This is a genomic window from Microbacterium sp. B19 (assembly GCF_000333395.1).
Lineage (GTDB): Bacteria > Actinomycetota > Actinomycetes > Actinomycetales > Microbacteriaceae > Microbacterium.
In genome coordinates, this window is sequence record NZ_BADA01000145.1 from 1 (window position 1) to 21148 (window position 21148).

The 21148-nt window shown below is 71.3% G+C and carries 17 protein-coding genes; 7 read left to right on the plus strand and 10 right to left on the minus strand.

All coding sequences use genetic code 11. The annotated features are described in order from the left end of the window. Positions 1–10: 10 nt before the first annotated feature. The 4 genes from I5G_RS05395 to I5G_RS05410 form a co-directional block, all read right to left on the minus strand. Positions 11–283 carry a hypothetical protein gene (locus tag I5G_RS05395; protein ID WP_022878147.1) on the minus strand — a complete coding sequence of 91 codons (273 nt, stop codon included), beginning with the start codon at positions 281–283 and terminating at the stop codon, positions 11–13. A 207-nt stretch (positions 284–490) separates the two neighbouring features. After that, a complete protein-coding gene (locus I5G_RS05400) occupies positions 491–1432 on the minus strand; it encodes a 3-hydroxyacyl-CoA dehydrogenase (RefSeq protein ID WP_022878148.1) in 942 nt (313 codons plus the stop codon). Then, positions 1429–2700, minus strand: a complete 1272-nt coding sequence (locus I5G_RS05405) for an iron-containing alcohol dehydrogenase (protein WP_022878149.1) — start codon at positions 2698–2700, stop codon at positions 1429–1431. Before I5G_RS05405 ends, I5G_RS05400 begins: the two co-directional genes overlap by 4 nt. Continuing rightward, the gene (locus I5G_RS05410) at positions 2697–4190 is read right to left on the minus strand and encodes an NAD-dependent succinate-semialdehyde dehydrogenase (RefSeq protein WP_022878150.1); all 1494 of its coding nucleotides are present in this window, start codon (positions 4188–4190) and stop codon (positions 2697–2699) included. The genes I5G_RS05405 and I5G_RS05410 overlap by 4 nt, the downstream gene beginning before the upstream one ends. Positions 4191–4296: 106 nt before the next feature. On the opposite strand from I5G_RS05410, the gene I5G_RS20815 reads away from it, so the two are divergent. After that, positions 4297–5004, plus strand: a complete 708-nt coding sequence (locus I5G_RS20815) for a GntR family transcriptional regulator (RefSeq protein ID WP_022878151.1) — start codon at positions 4297–4299, stop codon at positions 5002–5004. A 133-nt stretch (positions 5005–5137) separates the two neighbouring features. Then, on the plus strand, positions 5138–6859 hold the full coding sequence (locus I5G_RS05420; protein ID WP_022878152.1) for a sigma-54-dependent Fis family transcriptional regulator: 1722 nt from the start codon (positions 5138–5140) through the stop codon (positions 6857–6859). 211 nt (positions 6860–7070) lie between these two features. Here the strand turns inward: I5G_RS05420 and I5G_RS20820 are convergent, their stop codons facing one another. From I5G_RS20820 to I5G_RS05440, 4 genes are all read right to left on the minus strand, one after another. Beyond that, positions 7071–8129 carry an ABC transporter permease gene (locus I5G_RS20820; RefSeq protein WP_022878153.1) on the minus strand — a complete coding sequence of 353 codons (1059 nt, stop codon included), beginning with the start codon at positions 8127–8129 and terminating at the stop codon, positions 7071–7073. Continuing rightward, positions 8126–10693, minus strand: a complete 2568-nt coding sequence (locus tag I5G_RS05430; RefSeq protein WP_022878154.1) for an ATP-binding cassette domain-containing protein — start codon at positions 10691–10693, stop codon at positions 8126–8128. Before I5G_RS05430 ends, I5G_RS20820 begins: the two co-directional genes overlap by 4 nt. Before the next feature lie 25 nt (positions 10694–10718). Then, positions 10719–11438, minus strand: a complete 720-nt coding sequence (locus I5G_RS05435; RefSeq protein WP_022878155.1) for an SDR family NAD(P)-dependent oxidoreductase — start codon at positions 11436–11438, stop codon at positions 10719–10721. A gap of 71 nt (positions 11439–11509) precedes the next feature. After that, positions 11510–12670: an ABC transporter substrate-binding protein gene (locus tag I5G_RS05440; RefSeq protein ID WP_022878156.1), complete on the minus strand. Its 1161-nt coding sequence runs from the start codon at positions 12668–12670 to the stop codon at positions 11510–11512. A gap of 250 nt (positions 12671–12920) precedes the next feature. On the opposite strand from I5G_RS05440, the gene I5G_RS05445 reads away from it, so the two are divergent. From I5G_RS05445 to I5G_RS05460, 4 genes are all read left to right on the plus strand, one after another. Next, a complete protein-coding gene (locus I5G_RS05445) occupies positions 12921–13844 on the plus strand; it encodes an alpha/beta hydrolase (protein ID WP_022878157.1) in 924 nt (307 codons plus the stop codon). A 26-nt stretch (positions 13845–13870) separates the two neighbouring features. Continuing rightward, complete coding sequence (locus tag I5G_RS20825; protein WP_051038652.1) at positions 13871–15529, plus strand: NAD(P)/FAD-dependent oxidoreductase; 1659 nt, start codon at positions 13871–13873, stop codon at positions 15527–15529. A gap of 61 nt (positions 15530–15590) precedes the next feature. Further along, positions 15591–16361: an SDR family NAD(P)-dependent oxidoreductase gene (locus tag I5G_RS05455; RefSeq protein ID WP_022878159.1), complete on the plus strand. Its 771-nt coding sequence runs from the start codon at positions 15591–15593 to the stop codon at positions 16359–16361. Further along, positions 16358–16591 (plus strand): glutaredoxin domain-containing protein, encoded by a 234-nt coding sequence (locus tag I5G_RS05460; RefSeq protein WP_022878160.1) that lies wholly within the window; start codon positions 16358–16360, stop codon positions 16589–16591. The genes I5G_RS05455 and I5G_RS05460 overlap by 4 nt, the downstream gene beginning before the upstream one ends. A 165-nt stretch (positions 16592–16756) precedes the next feature. Here I5G_RS05460 and I5G_RS05465 read toward each other — a convergent pair whose 3' ends face one another. Both I5G_RS05465 and I5G_RS05470 read right to left on the minus strand, forming a co-directional pair. Beyond that, positions 16757–17725 carry a serine hydrolase gene (locus I5G_RS05465; RefSeq protein ID WP_026095670.1) on the minus strand — a complete coding sequence of 323 codons (969 nt, stop codon included), beginning with the start codon at positions 17723–17725 and terminating at the stop codon, positions 16757–16759. Positions 17726–17767: 42 nt separating this feature from the next. Then, positions 17768–19741 (minus strand): M13 family metallopeptidase, encoded by a 1974-nt coding sequence (locus I5G_RS05470; protein WP_022878162.1) that lies wholly within the window; start codon positions 19739–19741, stop codon positions 17768–17770. Between the two features lie 73 nt (positions 19742–19814). Here I5G_RS05470 and I5G_RS05475 point away from each other — a divergent pair, with 73 nt between their 5' ends. Beyond that, positions 19815–21143 carry an MATE family efflux transporter gene (locus tag I5G_RS05475; RefSeq protein WP_022878163.1) on the plus strand — a complete coding sequence of 443 codons (1329 nt, stop codon included), beginning with the start codon at positions 19815–19817 and terminating at the stop codon, positions 21141–21143. Positions 21144–21148 lie beyond the last annotated feature (5 nt).

Here is a 21148-nt window from a genome sequence, read left to right on the forward strand (position 1 = left end):
GCGCCCGCCTTCAGTTGCCGCGGTACGGGTCGGAGCCCGGCGCGGTGTCGTCGCTCGTCGTGACGCGGAGGGTGCCGTTCAGCTTCCACGTCGCGCGGGGAGCGTCGGGGCCGATGTCGCGCGGCACCTCGACGGTCATGTCGACGAACGAGTAGTTGACCGCCGCGCCGCGGCCGGTGAGGTACGACCACATCTCGCGGCCGAGGTCGGTCCAGTCCGTGATCGAGTGGCCCTCGGGGCCGGTGGAGTTCGCGAACGGGTCGGTGGTGGTGGTTTCGGACATCGTCCCAGTCCTTTCGGTGTTCGGGGGCACCAGGCTCCCACCGGGCCGAATCACGCACGGAGGGATTGCGTTCCGGGGCGAGTTGCGGGATAACCCGCCGCCTCAGTCCGCGAGACTGCATCCGCCTGACGAAACCACTGCAGCCTGCAGTGGACTTGTCAGGCGCGTGCAGTCTCGGCGTCACCGGACACCGCTCGCCCGGCCCGCTCAGCCCACCTCGTCCCACAGCGGCGTGAGGGCCATGAGGCGGGCGTCGCGCCAGCGGACCCGTGCGTCCCAGTCCTCGAGCGGCAGCGCCGCGCGACGCTCGGCGGCGACGCGGGCGACGAGCTCGGGCGTCCACGGGTCGTGCTGTCCTCGCTCGGCGCCCATACGGGCGTACGACTCCCCCATCCGCTCGGCGTGGGCCGCGATGCCGCCGCGCACGTTGAGGTCGCTCGTCTCGAACGGGCCGATGATGCTCCACCGGCGGCCCAGGCCGCTCCGGACGACCTCGTCGACGTCGGCGGCATCCACGATCCCGTCCCGCACCAGGCAGTAGGCCTCGCGCAACAGCGCGCCCTGCAGCCGGTTGAAGACGAAGCCCTCGATCTCGCGCCGCAACACGACCGGACGCAGGCCCACGGAGCGGTAGATCGCGGCGGCCCGGTCGACGGTTCCGGATGCCGTGACGGGAGCGGGGACGACCTCGATCACGGGCAGCAGGTACGGGGGGTTGCCCGGATGCCCCACGACCACGCGTGCGGCGACGTCCGGCGCCAGGCCCGCGGCGAGCACCGACGGAGCGATCGCCGACGTCGAGCTCGCCAGCACCGCATCGGAGGGAGCCACCGCCGCGAACCGCGCCAGCACCTCGCGCTTGAGGTCGGCCCGCTCGGGGGCGCACTCCTGCACGAGTTCCGCGTCGCGCGCGGCCGTCGCGGCATCCGTATGCCATCCGATCCGCGCCGCGACGACGGGAGGCTCCTCGTCGAGGAGCCCCGCGTCGGCGAGCAGCCGCAGCCGCGCCTCGACGTCCGCGCGACCGCGGTCCAGCGCGGCGTCGTCGATGTCGAACACGGCAACGGTGCGGCCGGCCCGGGCGAAGAGCACCGCGAACGCGACGCCGATCGCGCCCGACCCGACGATCGCGATGGGCCGAGTGCTCACTCGCCCCACCAGTCGCGATCGGCGGCGTGCCCGCGGCGGAGGATCTCGAGCACCGCCTCACGGGTCAGCTCGCGCGGGTTGTTCGCGGTGAGGCGGGTGGCGAGCAGCGCCTGATCGGCGACGAAGCCGAAGTCGTCGGGCGACAGGCCGAGGGTCGCGAGATCGGTCGGCGCGCCCAGCGCCCGCAGCAGTCCCTCGACGGCGCGGATGCCCTCGCGCGCCCGCTCCTCGTCGCTCGCGGACGCGTCGCCGGCACCGAGGAGCCGCGCGATCTCGGCGAACTCCGCGATCCGGCTCGGCAGGTTGTACCGCATCACCCAGGGCAGCAGCGCGGCGACTCCGAAGCCGTGCGGCGTGTGGGTCAGGTTGCCGATCGGCGACTGGATCGCGTGGGCTCCCGCGGTGCCCGCGGTGTTGATCGCCATGCCCGCGCAGTACGACGCGAACATCGTGTCGGTGCGCGCGGACAGGTCGGACCCGTCCGCCGCGACGGCCGGCAGCGACCTGCCGAGCAGCGACAACCCTTGCCGCGCGTACACGTCGGTCAGCACGTTCTTCCCCGCGTAGAGCTTGGTCGCGAGTTCCTCCGGGGTGGGGTTCTTCGCGCGACCCGTGAACGCCTCGACCAGGTGCGACAGGGCGTCGGCGCCCGTCGCGGCGGTGAGTCCGGGCGGGCAGGTGAGGGTGAGCTCGGGGTCGATGACCGCGACCGTGGCCTCGAGGTGGGGGCTCGCGACGCCGACCTTCATGCCCCGCTCACCGTCGAAGACGACCGAGATGCAGGTGACCTCGGCGCCCGTGCCGCCCGTGGTCGGCACGGTGACGACCGGGACGCCCGGACCCGGGACGAGGAACTCGCCGTAGTAGTCGCGGACATCGCCGCCGTTCGCGAGCACGACCGCCGAGACCTTGGCGAGGTCCAGGCACGACCCGCCGCCGACGCCCACGATCACGTCGATCGGCACGGAGCGGTAGCGCTCCGCGACCTCCATCACGTTCTCGCGCGGGAGCTCGGCCTCGGTGCGGTCGAACACCTCGACCTCGACGCCCGCGGCGCGCAGGCCGTCCGCGATCTCGCGGAATTCGGTACTGGATGCCATCCGCTCATCGGTGACGAGGAGGGCGTGGCGGCCGATCTCGGCGACCACGCGCGGCAGCTGGCGGCGCTGCCCCGGCCCGAACAGGACCGAGCGCGGCTGCCGCAGCAGCCCGAGCGCGAGGTCGTTGTCGGTGCGGACGGGGGCGGGCAGGACGGTGGTGTCGCTCACGAGAGGGCTCCTTCTTCGTCGACGGTGACGGCCAGGTACTTCGGCTCGAGGAATTCGTAGATGCCGTCCTGTCCGCCTTCGCGGCCCAGGCCGGACGCCTTCACACCGCCGAACGCGGCGGCGGGATCGGCCATGATCCCGCGGTTGATGCCCACCATGCCGAAGTCGAGTCGCTCGGCGACGGCGAACGCGCGGGACAGGTCGCGCGTGAAAACGTAGGCGGCCAAACCGTACCGGGTGTCGTTGGCGAAGCGGATGGCATCCGCCGTGCTCTCGGCACGGTAGATCGCGGCGATCGGGGCGAACAGCTCGCGGTGGCAGACGTCGCTCTCGCGGTCGTGCACCTCGAAGACGGTGGGTTCGAAGAAGTACCCGTCGCCGTCGATCGCGCGACCGCCCGCGAGCAGCGTCGCGTCGATGCGCTCGAACTCCGCGACCAGGTCGGCGACACCATCGCGCTGGCGGGCCGAGATGATGGGGCCGACGTCGGTTCCGGCGTCGAAGCCGCTCCCGACGCGCAGCGCCTTCGCGAGGGTCACGAAGCGCTCGATGAACGCGTCGGCGACCCTCTCGTGCACGATGATCCGGTTCGCCGCGACGCACGCCTGACCGGCGTTGCGGAACTTCGCCACGATCGCCTGCGCGGCGGCGGCCTCGACGTCCGCGTCGTCGAGCACGACGAACGGTCCGTCGCCGCCGAGCTCCATCGAGGCGTTGACGATTCCGGGCGCAGCCTGGCGCAGCAGCGTCGACCCGACCTCGGTGGAGCCGGTGAAGCTCACCTTCCGCAGCCGCGGGTCGGCCATCACCTCGGCCGAGATCGTCGACGACGACGTCGTGTGCACGAGGTTCACGACGCCGGGCGGGAAGCCGGCCTCGGTCAGAACCGACACGAACAGCGCGCACGTGAGCGGCGTCTCGCGCGCCGTCTTCACCACGGTGGTGCATCCCGCCGCGAGCGCCGCGCCGGCCTTGCGCGCGATCATCAGCAGCGGGAAGTTCCACGGAGTGATGAGCAGCGTCGGGCCCACCGGCTGGTGGGTCGTGACGATCCGGTATCCGCCGCGCGATCCGTGAGCGAACGAGCCGTGCAGGTGCGCGATCTGCTCGGTGTACCAGAGGAAGAAGTCGGCGCTGAGCTGGAACTCCGCCCGCGACTCGGCGAGCGGCTTGCCGCTCTCGAGCGTCATGATCTCGGCGATGGCATCCCCTCGTTCGAGGAGCAGCCGGTGCGCGCGGGAGAACAGGTTGGCCCGGTCGCGCGGAGGGACGGCGGCCCACGCGGCTTGCGCGGCGGCCGCGGCATCCAGCGCCGCTTTCCCGTCCGCGGCGGTGCCGTCGGCGACGCGCGCGATCTCGATTCCGGATGCCGGGTCGTACACCGCGAAGTCTCCGTCACCGGCGCGCCACTCGCCGTCGATGAAGAGATCCAGGGGCACGGAATGCCCGCGCAGAGTCGCCGTTCGCGACGGCGGAGCGAGAGTGGTCATCGTTGATCCTTTCCGGAATCGTCATCTCGTATTACGGTAATAGCGACACCCGCCGTCGCACGGCGAGTGTCTCGATGTGAGACAGCTCCCGAAAGGCCGGTCGCCCATGCCCGTCATCGAACGGCACGCCGCTCCCCTGCGTCAGCAGGTGCTGCTGCTCCTGCGCGACGAGATCCTGGAAGGACGCCGCGCGCCCGGCGAGCGCCTCCGCGAGAACGACCTGTGCGCCGCGTACGGCGTCTCCCGCACCGTCATCCGCGAGGTCCTGCGCCAGCTCGAGAGCGAGAGCCTCATCTCGGTCCTCCCCGGCCGCGGCCCGATCGTGGCGGTGCTCACCAAGCGCGAGATCGAGTCGCTGTACGAGGTCCGCGCCACCCTCGAGGGCCTCGCCGCGGCCCTGTTCGCGCGGCGCGCGAGCCCCGCCGACTGCGCCCGCCTCATCGACCATCACGCCGCGATGACCGCGGAATACCTGCACGGCACGCTCGCGAGCCGGGAAGAGAGCAAGTCGCAGTTCTACCGGATCCTGCTGGCCGGAGCCGACAACGACGTCCTCTCCGACCAGCTGGCCGGAGTCCACACCCGCATCGGCCTCTTCCGGCGCTATGCCTTCCTCGACGACGCCCGCGTGGCGCAGTCGTTCGACGAGCTGACCGCCATCGTCCACGCCGCGGCGGTCGACCGCGATCCGGTCGCCGCGCGGGCCACGAGCGAGCACCACATCGAGCTCGCCGGACGCCTCGCCGTGCTCGAGTACGAGCGACGCGTCACCCCCGACGGCGGGCTCGTGCACCTCGACGAGGTCGCCGTATGAGCGCCGAGCGGCCCATTCCCCCGCGACCACGAGTGGGGTACTCTCAGCGCACCCGACAGCCCGCCCATCGCATCCGGATCCTCTGATCCGCATCGACGGGCGAGCGAGCCCGTCCTCGACGAAGGAGTCGAAGATGACCACAGCCTCCGCGCGCCTCATCGAGCAGGCGAAGAACGAAATCCTCAGCGCCACGTCCGCGACGGCCGCCCTCCGCCCCGACCTCGTGACCTCGTGGCAGCGTTCCAAGGACGCCCTCGGCTCGCCCGATCGCATCCGCGACGTGCCGCAGGTCGGTCTCGACCTGCTCGACAGCCACCTCCTGGAGATGTTCCAGGCCCCGCTCGCGCGCGTCTCCGACGAACTGGACGGCACCGGCCTCGGGCTGCTGCTCGCCGATTCGGAGGGCCGCATCCTCCAGCGGTGGACCCACGACCGCGCCGCCGCCGAACACCTCGACCGTCTCGGCACGGTCCGCGGTGCCGTGCTGTCCGAGGAGACCGTCGGCACCAACGGCGTCGGCACCGTCGCCGCCACCGGCCGCAGCGTCCAGATCACCGGCAATGAGCACTTCGCCGAGTTCTACCGCTCCGCGGTGTGCACCGGCAGCCCCGTGCGCCACCCGCTGACCGGCCGCCTGCTCGCGGTCGTGACCCTCTCCACGCGCATCACCGAACGCCCCGAGCTCCTGCGTCCCCTCACGCACTCGATCGCCGCGCAGCTCGGCCAGCACGTGATGGATGCCGAGCGCCCGGCCGCCCGCACCATGCTCGCCGCGTTCCTCGCCGCCTCCCGTGTCCAGCAGGGGCCGGTCGTGGCGCTCGGCCCGGACGGGCTGCTGATGCAGAACCAGCGGGCGTCCCGCCTGTCCACCGCGGACATGGCCCTCGTACAGCGCCTGTGCGCCGAGGACTCCCGCGGTGGCCGCGTCAACGTCGAACTCTCGACGGGCCACGCCGACGTGCAGGTCACCCGGCTGCAGGACGGTGCCGGCAGCGTCGCCGTCGTGAACGTCGGAGAACGCCCCGTCACCCACGGCGGCTTCGGCCCGCTGCGCCCGGCGCTGGCGGGCCGGTCGACCGAGTGGCTCGCGGTCGCGCAGACCGTGGCCCGGCACCGCGAAGCCCGCACTCCCCTGCTGATCGCCGGTGAACCCGGCACCGGCAAGACCTCCCTCGCTCTCGGGCTGCCGCACCGTCCGGGCGCGGCGCGCGCGGCCACGGTCGTCGACGCGGCCGAACGCCACGTCCTCGGCTCCCGCCGCTGGCTCCACCGCCTGTCGGAGCGACTCGCCGCCGGCGCGCCCGTGGTGGTCAAAGGCATCCAGACCCTGGATCCGGGCTCGCTGTCGGGAATGGTGTCGCTCATCGACTCGACGCCCACGCGGGGTGCGGTCCTGCTCACGCTGTCGGTCGCCGACCGCGCCGAGGCTGGCTCGTTCGCGACGCGCGTCGGCTCCCCCACGACGTGGGTCCCCGCGCTGCGGGACCGGACGGGTGACGTCGGCCCGCTGTGGCGCGCCCTCGCCGACCACGCCGCGCCGTCCGCACACCTCGAACCGACCCGCGACGCGCTCGCCGCCCTCGAGGCCCACGCGTGGCCGGGGAACATCGTGGAACTGCGGAACGTCATCGAGCAACTCGCGCTGAGCGGCCGTCGCGGCTCGATCGGCGCGGCGGATCTGCCGATGTCGGTCCGCGGCGCGCGGTCGATGACGATGATCGAGCGGGCCGAGCTCGAAGCGATCCAGCGCGCGCTGCAGGAGGCGGGCGGCAACCGGTCGCGCGCCGCCGAGATCCTCGGCCTCTCCCGCGCCACGGTGTACCGCAAGATGAAGACGTACCGCCTGACGGCCTGACGGTCGGTATCCGGTATCCGGTATCCGCGAGACTGCATGCCGCTGACGAAACCGCCGCAGGCTGCAGTGGGTTTGTCAGGCGGATGCAGTCTCGGCGAAACGGCCCCGCCCGCCCCCACCCGCCGCCTGCGCCCGCCTGGGCCGCAGCCACGGCACGCGGAAGGGCGGAGGCACCCGACGCACCTCCGCCCCGTCCCGCACCCGTCCCGGGTCAGGACTCCCGCGCCATCCGCCGCACGGCACGGCGCCGCACGAGCACCGGCACGAACTCGCGGATCACCACGACCAGCACGAGCACGATCGCCTGGGTCAGCAGCTGCAGCGCGTCGGGCCAGCCGACCGAACGCAGCAACTGTCCGAGTTGCGTGAGGAACAGCGCGGCCACCGCCGTCGCCGCGATCGAGGAGATGCCGCCGGTGAGGGCCGTGCCACCGAGAACCACCGCGGCCACCGTCGGCAGCAGGTATTGGTCGCCGAGAAACAGCGCAGGGGTCTTCGTGTAGCCCGCGAGCAGCACGCCGGCGGCGCCGTAGCAGAGGCCCGCGAACCCGTAAGCCGCGATCTGGTACACCCGCACCCGTACCCCGACGACGGCCGCGGCGGGTTCGCTGACCCCGACCGCGGTGAGACGTCGGCCGATGATCGAGCGCTGGGTGACCACGGCCGCGACGGCGATGACCACGATCGCGATGAGGGCCGTGTTCGGGATGCCGAGCGTGCGGGCGAGCGCGAAGCGGTTCAGCTCGTCGGCTGCCCCCGAGGGCGTGCCGTTCGCGATCGAGAACACCGTGCCGAGGAGCACGGCGTTCATCCCCAGGGTCGCGACGAGCGGCATGATCCGGAGGCCCGCGACGATCGCGCCGTTGAAGAGCCCGAAGACGCCCGGGAGCACCACCGCGGCGACGACCGCCGGCCACACGCCCCAGCCGTATTGCTGCGGCAGGGCCGTCGCGAGAACCGCGGCGAGCGCGATCATGCCCGGCACCGACAGGTCGAGCCCGCGCTGCTGCACGATGAGCGTCTGCCCGGCGGCGGCGATCGCGAGCACGGACGCGAAGGGGAGCATCGACAGCAGGGGCGCGGCATCCAGGCTCCCCGGTGCGATGACCGGACTCACGAGGAACAGCGCCGCGGTCGCGACCGTGATCGGCACCCAGCTGCCGGCGAGCGCCCTCCGCCATACGGCTTCGGCCGAGCGCCCGGTCGGGGGGACGGGGAGCGAGGTGGTGGTGGTCTCCGGCGCGGAGCGCGGAGTGTCGATCCGGGTCATGAGGCACCTCCGGGAGAAGCGATGGCGGCGCCCCGCGGGCGACGTCGACGGCGACCGCCGCCGCGCAGCGCGGCGTAGAGTCCGGCCGCGGCGAGCGTGACGAGGCCGGGCAGCCAGTACGACCAGGCCTGCGACAGCCCCAGGAACGGCGAGACGTTGAGGATCTGCTGCACGAGGAACGCCGCCGCGATGACCGCGATGAACGAACCGCGCCCGCCGAAGATGCTCGTTCCGGCCAGGACCACGACGGTGACGGATGCCAGCGTGTACGACAGCGAGGGACGACCGTCGCCGATGCCGATCTGTGCCATGAGGATCACGGCCGCCGGGAGCACCAGCAGCGAGCAGAGCACGTACGACAGGAACCGCACCCACCCGACTCGGATGCCGAGGCGGGCGGCGGCCGCGTCGTGCGAGCCCACGGCCCGCAACTGCACTCCCCAGCGCGTGCGGCGCAGGGCGATCTCGAGCAGGACGAGCACCACGATCCCGGCGATCGTCGCCACGGGGACGAGGCCGACGCGGGCCTGGATCAGGTCCGAGACGCCGGGGAAGATCACCCCGCCGGGCGTCGACCGCAGCAGCAGGTACAGGCCCTGCAGCGCCATGAACATCGCGAGCGTGGCGACGACCGGGCTGATCGCGAACCGGGTCACGAGTAGTCCGTTGATGACGCCCACGCCGATCGCGCCGGCGATCATGAGCGCGAGGCCGACGTAGAGGTTGCCGCCGTCGACGATCCAGAAGGACGACAGCACGACGAGGAACCCCATGAGCGGCCCGACCGACAGGTCGAAACCCGACCCGAGGACGACGACCTGCTGCGCGGCGCCGACGAACAGCAGCGGCGCGATCATGAACAGCAGGTTGTTGAGGTTGAAGGGCGAGAAGTAGGCGCCGTTGGTGGTCGCGACCGCGAGGGCGAGGGCCACGAACACCGCCGCGAGCGCGACGGCCGGAGCGTGATCGCCGCGCAGCCACGCGCGGAGTCGGTGGCGGCGCCCGTCGGTCTCCTCGCGGGCGCGCACGGTCGTGGACGTGAGAGCGGCGCGGGCGATCGCGGTCTCGGTGACCTCGGATCCGGTGAGTTCCTGCACGACCTCGCCGCGCGAGAGGATCAGCACCCGGTCGCACAGTCCCTCGAGCTCGACACCGTCGGACGAGAGCACGACGACGGCGGCGCCGGCGTCGGCGGCCTCGCGGAGGATCCGGTAGATGTCGACACGGGCTCCGGCGTCCACGCCCTGCGTCGGCTCCTCAGCGAGGAGCACGCGGGGCCGGGCGAGCAGCGTGCGGGCGAGCACGACCTTCTGCTGGTTGCCGCCCGACAACGACGACACCGCGGTGCGCGGGCTCGGCGTCTTGATCGACAGGCGCCCGATCATCTCCTTCGCGCGCGCCATCATCTTCCGGTCACTGACGAAGCCGGCGCGGGATGCTTCGGGCAGGGTGCCGGCAGAGACGTTCTCCGCGACCGACAGCGGCAGGAACACCCCCTCGCGGTGCCGGTCGGCCGGGACGTAGACGACACCGGCCGCCGCGGCACCCGACGACCCGCCGCCGACGCGACGGCCATCGACACTCACCTCGCCCGTGGATGCCTCGAGCCCGGCGAGGGCGCGGATGAGCGCGGCCTGTCCATTCCCCTGGACGCCCGCGAGACCGACGATCTCGCCGGAGCGGACGGTGAGGGAGACGTCGTGGAAGTGGTCGCCCCGCAGTCCGCGGACCGTCAGCCGGTCGGCATCCTGGATCGTGCCGGCGATGCTGCCCTTCTCGGGGAACACGGCCTCGAGCTTGCGCCCGATGGCGCGTTCGATGATCTGCGCCTCGTCGACCTCGGCGGCGGGGAAGGTCCCGCGCACCTTGCCGTCGCGGAGCACCGTGATGCGGTCGGAGATCTGCTTCACCTCCGGGATCCGGTGCGAGATGTAGACCACCGCCGCGCCGCCCGCGACGACCTCGCGCACGCGGGCGAACAGCTTCTGCACCTCTTCGATGCTGAGGTGCTCGGTCGGCTCGTCGAGGATCAGGACGCGCGGGTCGAGGGCGAGTGCTTTCGCGATCTCCACGACAAAGCGCTGCTCGACCGACAGGTCGGCGACACGGGTGCGGGGGTCGATGCCCATGTCCCACGGGGCGAGCCGTTCCGCGGCCCACGCGGCGGCGCGGCCGAGGCCGCCGACGCGGCGGAAGCCGACCCCGACGGCCATGTTCTCGGCGACCGTCAGGTCGGGCAGGAGAGCGGGGTCCTGGCGGACGATGCCGAGGCCGAGTCGTCGGGCCTCCTCGGGGTCGGCGGAGGCGAGTTCGGTGCCGGCGATCCAGACCGAGCCCTCGTCCGCGGCGAGCGCCCCGGACGCGACCGCCATGAGCGTGGACTTCCCCGCCCCGTTCTCGCCCACGAGGGCGTGGACCTCGCCGGCGCGCACGTCCAGGTGCACGTCGGTGAGGGCGCGGACGCCCGGGAAGGTCTTGGTGATGCCGTCCAGGCGCAGCAGGGAGGCGACTCCCGCACCCGCCTCGGGGGGCGCGAGCGCCGTCCCCACGTCGATGTCTGTCATGGCGAATCCGTTCTGTCGGTGTGCGTCACTGAGCGAGGTAGCCGCCGTCGATGACGAGCTCGGAGCCGGTGACGAAGCTCGCCTCGTCGCTGGCGAGGAAGACGACGCCGGCGGCGATCTCGTGCGGCTTGCCGGCGCGCCCCATGGGCGTCTGCGAGACCACGTAGTCGTTGACGTCGGGCGCCTGGGCGTCGGTGAGGGGCGTTTCGATGAACCCCGGATGCAGGGAGTTCACGCGCACGTTCTGCGTGGCGTACGTGATCGCGGCGTTCTTGGACATGTTCCGCACCGCGCCCTTGGTCGCGTGGTACGCGTGCGCGCCGCCGACCGCCGCCGAGCCCCAGATCGACGAGATGTTGACGATCGAGCCGCCGCCCTGCGCGATCATGTGCGGGATCACCTCGCGCATGCCGAGCCACACGCCGGTCTGGTTGGTGGCGACGACGCTCTGCCAGTCGGCCATGGTGAGCTCGTGGAGCGGGTCGTACGCGATGATCCCGGCGTTGTTGACGAGGACGTCGATGTGGCCGTGCGTGTCGAGCACGTCGCCGATCACCCGGCGCCAGTCCTCCTCGGAGGCGACGTCGAGCGGGGCGTACTGGATGGGCCCGAAGGTGGGGTCGGCGGACGAGCGCGAGGTCGCGACGGTCGTCGCCCCCTCGGCGTGCAGGGCTTCCGCGATCGCGCGGCCGATGCCGCGGCCCGCGCCGGTGACGACGGCGACCTTGCCGGTGAGACGGTTCATGGCTTTCTCCTCCTGGGAGTGGGAACGGGGGCCGGGGCCGCGGCACGTTCGGCCGCGACCCCGGCGGGGGATCACTGGAACAGCTGCTTCAGCTGGTCGACCGAGAGGCCGGAGGAGAGGATCGCGTCGGCGGGCAGGCTGCTCTCGCACTTGGGCTGCTTCGACGAGTCCGTGGAGTCCTCGATGATCTCGAGGTTGTAGGTGGACGGCTCGTCGTTCGGCAGCCCGTTGGCCGCGGCGAGCGCCTTGTGCAGGGCGACGGTGACGATCCAGTTGCGGGAGGACTCGGTCGCGATCTGGTACGTCGGCTGCGTGTCCTTGTACTCGTACCAGAGGCACGCGAACTCGTTGCTGTCGTTCGCGGACCACACCGGGAACGGCTTGCCCGCGGCCTCGAAGGCACGGATGCCACCGACCGAGCCCCCGCCGTAGTCGGCGACGATGCCGTTGATGTCGCCGTACTTCGTGATGAGACCGGCCACGACCTGCTGCGTCTTGCCCGGCTCCCAGTCGGTGGCGACGGGACCGTCGGTGTTGAGCAGCGTCACACCGGGGTTCGCCTTGACGGCCTCGAGGACGCCCTCGTAGACGCCCTGCGAGTACGAGTTGCCGGCGATACCGCCGAGCATGACGAGGTTGCCCTTGCCGCCCATGGTCTTGATGGTCCAGTCGGCGAGGTTCTTGCCGTAGGTGGTGATGTCCTCCGACACGAAGTCGACGTAGTCCTTACCGGGCGTCCCGCCGGGCGACCCGACGAAGGGCACGACCTTGACGCCCGCCGCGGTCGCCTTCTGGATGGTGGGGAGCAGCGCCTCGCCGCCGTCGACGAACGTCACGATGACGTTCACGCCCTGCGCGACGAGCGAGTTGATGTCGCTGATCGCCTTCTGGGTGTCGCCCTGCGCGTCGGTGTAGAGGACCTTCTTGATGTTCGGGCACTTGGCCGCCTCGGCCTCGAAGATCGCCCGCGTGATCTTGCGCCAGGAGTTGCCGCCGAAGCCGTCGGCGAGGGCGACCGTGATGTCCTTGTCGCCGCAGAAGTTCGAGATGTCCTGGATGTCGCCCTGGACGCCGACCGTGCCGGTGGTGACCTGGCTGTCGGTGGCGCCGGTGGTCGCGTCGCCGCCGGACCCGGCCGACGACAGCGACCCGGTGGAACAGGCCGAGGTGAGCAGGAGTGCCCCGACGGCGGCGAAGACCGCTGCCGCTCGGAGCGCGGTGCTGTGTCGCATGTGCGTGCCAACTTTCTCGTCATTGAGAGCCGGCCGGAGGGGTGGGTCCCCCGCTGTGGATGCCGGCATGGATGTGGTGGTGTCCAGCAGTCTGCGGCGGCGGGCGGGGGGCTGATCGCGTCACGGTGAGACGCGGGTGACTCATTCTGCGACACCCCGTTCCGACGGCCGGAGGGCGGTTCATCCTGGGGTCACCGGGGCGCTCCGATGCCCCGAACGACCTGGAATCCACGATGAGGAGGATCCGCGAATGGCCGAGAACAGGCCCACCGACCCCCTGGGGGAGATCTACGCCGAGTGGACCGTCGAGTTCACCGCCGCCCCCGACATGTCGCTCCCCGTCCTTCGATGGGTGTTCGAGGACTGGCAGCGCGCGACGGCCGAACCGGAGGACGTAACGTACCGTTCGACGAGCATCGGGGGCGTCCCCGGCATCCTGGTCACGCCGTTGGAGGCCGACCGCGACCGCATCCTGCTCGTGCTGCACGGTGGCGGATTCGCCCTCGGTTCGTCGGCCAGCCACCGCAAGATGGCCGGACACCTCGCCAAGGCCGCCGGCTCGTCCGCGTTCGTCGCCGACTTCCGTCTCGCCCCCGAGCACCCGTACCCCGCGCAGCTGGACGACGCGGATGCCGTGATCGACGCGCTTCTCGCCGACGGCTACGCCCCCGAGGCCATCACGCCGGTCGGCGACAGCGCCGGCGCGAGCATCGCGATCGCGACCGTCCTGCGGCGTCTGCAGCGCGGCGCGGCCCTCCCCGGGCGGGTCGCGACGATCTCGCCCTGGGTCGACATGGAGAACTCGGGCGAGACGATCGAGACCAACGACGCGACGGACTTCCTGATCGCCCGCGAAGGGTTGCAGGGGAACATCGACCGCTACCTCTCCGGCGGCGCCTCTCCCACCGACCCGCTCGTGAACCCGCTGTACGCGGACTTCACCGGGTTCCCGCCGCTGTTCATCACCGCCAGCGACGCCGAGTCCCTGTACGCGGACGCCGTGCGTCTGGCCGAGCGCGCCGCCCGCGACGGCGTCGACGTCACGTTCGAGACCGTCTCGGGCGAACAGCACGTCTGGCCCCTCCAGGCGGGGCGGCACGCCCCCGCCGACACCTCCATCCGTCGAATCGCCGAATGGGTGCGCGCGACCAGCTCGTCGCGCGTCTCGGCATGACCCCCTCCACCGAAAGGACCCCCGCCATGAGCGACACCCCTGCACGCGGTACCGGCGACCGCGACTACGACGCCATCGTCATCGGCGCCGGATTCTCCGGCCTGGCGATGCTGCACCACCTCCGTGAGATCGGCCTCCGCACGATCGCCTTAGACGGGGAGGACGGGATCGGCGGCACCTGGTGGGTGAACCGCTATCCCGGTGTGCGCACCGACAGCGAGTACTCGTACTACTCGTTCTCCTTCTCGAAGGAGGTGCGCGACGAGTGGACCTGGACCGAGCGGTACCCGTCCGGCGAGGAGGTGCTGTCGTACCTCAACTTCGTCGCCGACCGCCTCGACCTCCGCCGGGACATCCGCCTCCACACCCGCGTGGAGTCGGCCGTCTACGACGAGGATGCCAACACCTGGACAGTCCATCTGAAGGGCGGCGACACGCTCACGACGAAGTACCTGGTCAGCGGCATGGGCGTGTTGTCGCAGCCGATCTTCCCCGAGATCCCCGGGATCGAGACGTTCCGCGGCGAGAAGTACCACACCGCCCAGTGGCCGCGGGAAGGCGTCGACCTGTCGGGCAAGCGCGTCGGGCTCATCGGACTCGGTGCCTCCGGCATCCAGATCGTGCCCGTCATCGCCGGGCAGGTGGACGAGTTCTTCGTCTTCCAGCGCACGCCGAACTTCATCGTCGAGACGAACAACGACAAGGTCTCGGAAGAAGACATGGCGTGGCTCCGCGAGAACTACGACCTCGTCTACGAGAAGGCGGCGAACCACCCGTTCGGCGTCGCGATGGAGCCCGCCGAGCACAGCGCGCTCGAGGTCTCCGAGGACGAGCGCCGCCGCATCTTCGAGAGCAAGTGGAACGAGGGCGGCTTCCACTTCGCGAACGAGTGCTTCAACGACCTCGCGACGAACCACGAGGCCAGCGAACTGGCGTCCGAGTTCATCCGCACGAAGATCGCCGAGATCGTCAAGGACCCCGAGACGGCCGAGCTTCTCTCGCCGCGCACGTACTCGTTCAACGGAAAGCGCGTCCCGACCGGACACGGCTACTATGCCGCGTTCAACCACGATCACGTCCACCTCATCGACACCGCCGAGACGCCGATCACGGCCATCACCGAGAAGGGCGTGAAGGTCGGCGACACCGAGTACGAACTCGACGTGCTCATCTTCGCCACCGGCTTCGACGCCATGACCGGCACGCTCACCCACATCGACATCGTGGGCCGCGGAGGTCGCACGCTGCGCGAGAAGTGGGCCGAGGACGGACTCAAGTCGAACCTCGGCATCAACGCGAACGGCTTCCCGAACTTCTTCATGTCGCTCGGCCCGCAGACGCCGTACTCGAACCTCATCGTTCCGATCCAGCTCGGCGCGCAGTGGTTGCAGCGGGCGCTGAAGTGGGCCGAGGAGAACGGGATCGAGTACTTCGAGGCGACGCCCGAATCCGAGGACTGGTGGCGCGAGGAGACCGAGAAGACCGGACGTCAGACCGTCATGTATACGGAGGGCAAGAAGGCCAAGGCCTGGTTCCTCGGTGAGAACATCCCGGGTAAGCCCGAGGAGTTCCAGGTCTACATGGGCGGCGGGCAGGTCTACCAGCGCTACTGCCGCGAGCTCGAGGAATCCGGCTACGCGTCGCTCCTCCACCGCACCGGCGCCAAGCAGCCCGTCGACGCCTGACCCGACCCCTCCAGCGGGGGCGCGCACCGCGCGCGTCCCCGCCGTCCCGAAAGGAATCCCCATGGCACGACTGCAGGGCAAGCGCGCGGTGATCACCGGCGCCGCCTCCGGAATGGGCCGCGCGACGGCCGAGCTCTTCGCGGCGGAGGGGGCGCGTGTCGCGCTCCTGGACGCGCAGCCCGAAGCCGGCGAGGCGGTGGCCGCCGGCATCCGGGAATCAGGGGGCGACGCGGTGTTCGCGCGAGCCGACGTGACGGACGAGTCCGACGTGCGGGCTGCGGTCGACGGTGCCGCCGCGGCGTTCGGCGGGCTCGACGTGCTGGTCAACTGCGCCGGGATCATCGGCGTCGACAAGCCCACGCACGAGGTCACGGAGCGGGAGTGGGATGCCGTCTTCGCGGTCGACGTGAAGGGCGTCTTCTTCGCGACCAAGGCCGCCGTCCCGCACTTCCTCGAGGCCGGGAAGGGCGCGATCGTCAACTTCTCGTCGATCTACGGGATCCTCGGCAACGACGAATTCACGCCGTACCACGTCGCCAAGGGCGCCGTGAACATGCAGACGAGACAGGATGCCGCCAGCTACGGCCGGCATCGGATCCGCGTCAACGCGGTCAACCCGTCGACCGTGCTCACCCCGCTCGTCGAGGGCATCGCCGCCGAGTATCCCGGCGGGATGCCGGCGTACGAGGAGATGATGACCGCGCACCAGTCGATCCGTCGGCTCGGCCGCCCGATCGACGTCGCGTACGCGGTGCTGTTCCTGGCCTCCGACGAGGCCGACTGGATCACCGGCGTGACACTGCCGGTCGACGGCGGGTACACGGCCCGATGAGCGCCGAGATCGTGGTCTACGGGAAGCAGGAGTGCGCCGACACGCTCCGCACGCGCGCGCTGCTGCAGGACGTGGGCGCGGAGTACACGTTCGTCGACGTCGGGGCGTCGGCGGAGGACGCCGCGCGCGCTGCCGGGATCGGCGGCAGCACCAGGGTGCCGGTCGTCGTGCTGCCCGACGGCGCCGTCCTCGTCGAGCCGTCCGACGACGAGGTCCGCGCCCACCTCTGACCCCCGCGTTGTGCCGCCGCGGCTCCCCGCCGCGCGTCCCGCCTCCCGTACCGCCTCCGGTCCGCGAGACTGCATCCGCCTGACGAAACCACTGCAGCCTGCAGTGGGTCTGTCAGGCGCGGGCAGTCTCGGCGTCAGACGGCGCCGCCACGTCGCGCCCGCACCTCAGAACACGTACTCCATGAGCTCTACGCCGAGCACGCGGAAGGCGTCGTGCGCGCGCAGGCGGTGCGCGATCGACAGGTCGTCGAAGTTCACGATCATCGCGAACGCCACGCCGGCGCGCGGGCCCCCGAGCACTCCCGCTTCGGCCCGCACGCCGTCCGAGCGCCCCGTCTTGTTGACGAACAGCAGGCCGTGCTCGTCGTTCTCGTGCGAGAACGGATCCAGACCGGTGGCGGATGCCACGAGCGACAGGTCGTGATTGAGGCTCAGCCATTCCGCGACCTGGGCACTGACCCCCGGCGACACCACCGTCGAGTTCACGAGCCCCGCGAACACCGCGGCCATCTCGCGCGCGGTGGACAGCGCGACGTGCGGCGCGTCGTCGGGGCCACGGTCGTCGCGGAACCGGTCGAGCAGCGCCGTGCGGCGCAGCCCGAGCTCCTCGATCCGCGCCCGAACCGCGGGTAAGCCGACGCGCTGCAGCAGAGCGTTGGCGGCGAGCGCGTCCCCGGCCGAGGCGGCGAGCACCGCGACGTCGGCCAGCGGCAGCGCGGGAGCCTTCAAGTGCTGCCACACTCCCCCGCCCGAGGCGGAGTCGACGGTCGCGCGATCGATGATCTCGAGCGCGTCGACGCGGCCCGCCTCGATCGCCGCGGCCACCTCGACGAGCAGCGGCACGACCCCGAGGCCCGCGACCGGCAGCGTGAGGAAGTCGTCACCTTCGAGCACGGCGGAGCCGCCGTCGAGGTCGTCGATGCGCACCGACACCTTCGCTCCGGATGCCGCGAGCTCGTCGAGCGCCCGGAGCGTGGCCGTGAACGAGCGCCGCCCGGCGGCCGCCCGCCGGGGCAGTCGCCGGGGACCCTTGCGCGCCGACCCGCGGAGAGCCGGGGCGTCGCGTCGCGACGACTCCACGGGCCCTCCGGCGGGTTCGGGGACGGCGGGCTCGGGAACCGGTGGCATGCCCACGAGCGTGGCTCCTTCCGGGTCAGGAGAGCAACAAACGCAACCTCACCAAATGGTGACGCGCTGGTCCTCGGCGAGCCACAGGGCGTCACCCTCGGTCACGTCGAACGCGTCGTAGAACGCGTCGATGTTGCGCACGATCTGGTTGCAGCGGAACTCGTTCGGCGAGTGCGGGTCGATCGTGAGGAGCCGGATGGTCTCGGCATCCCGACCCTTCTGCTGCCAGATCTGCGCCCAGCTGAGCAGGAGCCTCTGGATGCCGCTGTACCCGTCGATCACGGGACCGTCGGCCGGCTCGTCCTCACCGAGCGACAGCCGGTAGGCGCGGATCGCGATGCCGAGGCCGCCGAGGTCGCCGATGTTCTCGCCGATCGTGAGCGCCCCGTTGACGTGGTGCTCCGCGCTGAGGCCCTCGGGAACGAGCTCCTCGTACTGCGCGATGAGCGCTTTCGTGCGCTCCTCGAACGCCGAGCGGTCGGCATCCGTCCACCAGTCGCGCAGCGACCCGTCGCCGTCGAAGCGGCTGCCCTGGTCGTCGAACCCGTGGCCGATCTCGTGTCCGATCACGGCGCCGATGCCGCCGTAGTTCGCGGCGGCGTCGCGGTCGGCGTCGAAGAACGGGTACTGCAGGATCGCCGCGGGGAACACGATCTCGTTCATGAGCGGGTTGTAGTACGCGTTGACGGTCTGCGGAGTCATGTACCACTCGTCGCGGTCGATCGGCTGGCCGACCTTCGCGAGCTGGCGGTCGTGCTCCCAGACGTGGGCGCGACGGACGTTCCCGACGAGGTCGGCGGCGTCGATCTCGAGCGCGGAGTAGTCCTTCCACTTCACCGGGTAGCCGATCTTCGGCGTGAACGCGTCGAGCTTCGCGAGCGCGCGCTCGCGCGTCTCGGGCGTCATCCACTCGAGCGAGGCGATCGACTCGCGGTACGCCTCGATGAGGTTCGCGACGAGCACGTCCATCGCATCCTTCGCCGCGGGCGGGAAGTGTCGCTCGACGTAGACCTTGCCGATCGCCTCGCCGAGGGCGGCCTCCACGAGGCTCACGCCGCGCTTCCACCGCTCGCGGTTGACGGGGACACCAGTGAGCTGCGTGCCGTAGAACGCGAAGTTCTCGGCCACGAACTCGTCGGACAGGAACGCCGCCGAGGAGTGCACGATCGCGAACCGCAGCCACGCCTTCCAGTCCTCCAGACGCTCCTCGACGAGCAGCGTCGCGAGCGACTCGACGAAGCTCGGCTGGTACACGACGACCTCGGCGAAGGCGTCCTCGTGGCCGGGCGCGACACCGGCGCGCCACGGCGCGAGGTCGAGACCGGCGAGGCCGACCATCTCGTCCCACGTGCGGAGGTTGTAGGTCTTCACCGCGTCGCGGCTGTCTTCGCGCGACCAGTGGTGCGTGGCGATGTCGGTCTCGAGCGCGAACACCCGATCGGCGGATGCCGCTGCCTCGGTAACCCCGGCGAGCTCGAGGATGCGCTCGATGTGCGCCCGGTAGGCGGTGCGGGTCTCGGCGAAGTTCTCGAGGCGGTAGTAGCTCTCGTCGGGGAGCGACAGGCCGCCCTGATAGATCACGGGGACGTACCGGGTCGGGTCGCCCGGGTCGGGCTCGACGAACAGGGTGAGCAGGCCACTCACGCCGTCGCGCTCGAGCTCGCCGACGAGCCGCAGGAATCCGGGCACGTCGGTGATGGCATCCACACGCGCGAGCTGGTCGGCGAGCGGCGTCGCGCCCGCCTCCTCGATGCGGGCGGTGTCCATGAAGCTCGCGAACAGGTCGCCGATCTTGCGGGCTTCGCTGCCCGGTTCGGCCTGCTGCGATTCCTCCACGATGGTGCGGACGTCCTTCTCGGCCTGTTCGGCGATGAGATGGAAGCTGCCCCATCGGGCCTTGTCTTCGGGGATCTCGGTGCGCTCCAGCCAGCGGCCGTTGACGTGCCGGAACAGGTCGTCCTGCGGGCGGATCTCATCGCTGAGCTCTTCGAGCGCAAGACCTGCGTGGGGGGTCTGGGTCATGGAGACAGGATAAATCCCTCCGCTCCACGCGGGCTCAGCATGCCGTGTCGGAGGCCGGCCGTAGGCTCGAACGGTGACCACACCCGCACCGGCGACCCTCAACCGCCAGATCGTGCGGTTGGCCGTGCCGGCGCTGGGCGCGCTGATCGCCGAGCCGCTGTTCCTCATCGTCGACGGTGCGATGGTGGGCCATCTGGGCGTCGCGCCGCTCGCAGGCCTCGGGATCGGCAGCGCGGTGCTGCAGACCGTGGTCGGGCTGATGGTCTTCCTGGCGTACTCCACGACCCCCGCGGTCGCCCGCCGCTACGGCGCGGGCGAGTTGGGCCGTGCGGTCTCGGTCGGCATCGACGGCATGTGGTTCGCGCTCACGATCGGCGGGGTGCTCGCGCTCGTCGGGGTGATGGCCACGCCGCTCCTCGTCGGTGTCTTCGGCGCCGCGCCCGACGTGGCCGAGAACGCGCGCGTCTACCTGTCGATCTCGATGTGGGGGCTGCCCGCGATGCTCGTGGTGTTCGCCGCCACGGGGCTCCTCCGCGGCATGCAGGACACCGTGACCCCGCTGTGGATCGCCGGCCTCGGCTTCGGCGTCAACGCGCTGCTGAACGCGCTCTTCATCTACGGGTTCGGGTGGGGCATCGCCGGTTCCGCGATCGGCACGGTCCTGGCGCAGTGGGGCATGGTGGGCGCGTACGTGGTGATCGCCACGCGGCTGGCGCGTCGGCACGCGGCATCCGTCCGCCCCGAGGCCGAGGGTCTGCGGGGTACCGCGCGTTCCGGCGGGTGGCTGTTCGTCCGCACCCTCAGTCTGCGCGCCGCGTTCCTGGCGACGGTGGCGGTGGCCACGGGCCTCGGGTCCGCCGAGCTCGCCGGGTGGCAGATCGCCTTCACGATTTTCTCGACCGCGGCCTTCGCCCTCGACGCCCTGGCGATCGCGGCGCAGGCGCTCGTCGGCAAGTCGCTCGGCGCGGGCGATGTCGCCGGTGCCCGACACGTCCTGTCGCGCACGGTCGCGTGGGGGCTGTGGTTCGGGGTGGCCGTCGGGGCGCTCGTGGCGGCGGCATCCGGGGTTCTCGGACTCGTCTTCACGGGGGATCCCGCGATCGCCGCGCTCATCCAGCCGGCCCTGCTCGTGCTCGCGGTCGCGCAGCCGCTCGCCTCGTTCGTCTTCGTCCTCGACGGCGTGCTCATCGGCGCGGGCGACGCGAAGTACCTCGCGATCGCGGGGCTGCTGAACCTCGTGCCGTACCTCCCCGCGCTCGTGCTCGTCGCCCTGTTCGCGGGTGGCGGCGCCGCGGGCCTGGCCTGGCTCGCCGCGGCGTTCTTCGGCGTCTACCTGCTCGCCCGCGCCACCACCCTGGGCCTGCGCGTGCGCGGCCACGCCTGGACGACCGCGGGCGCCTGACACGC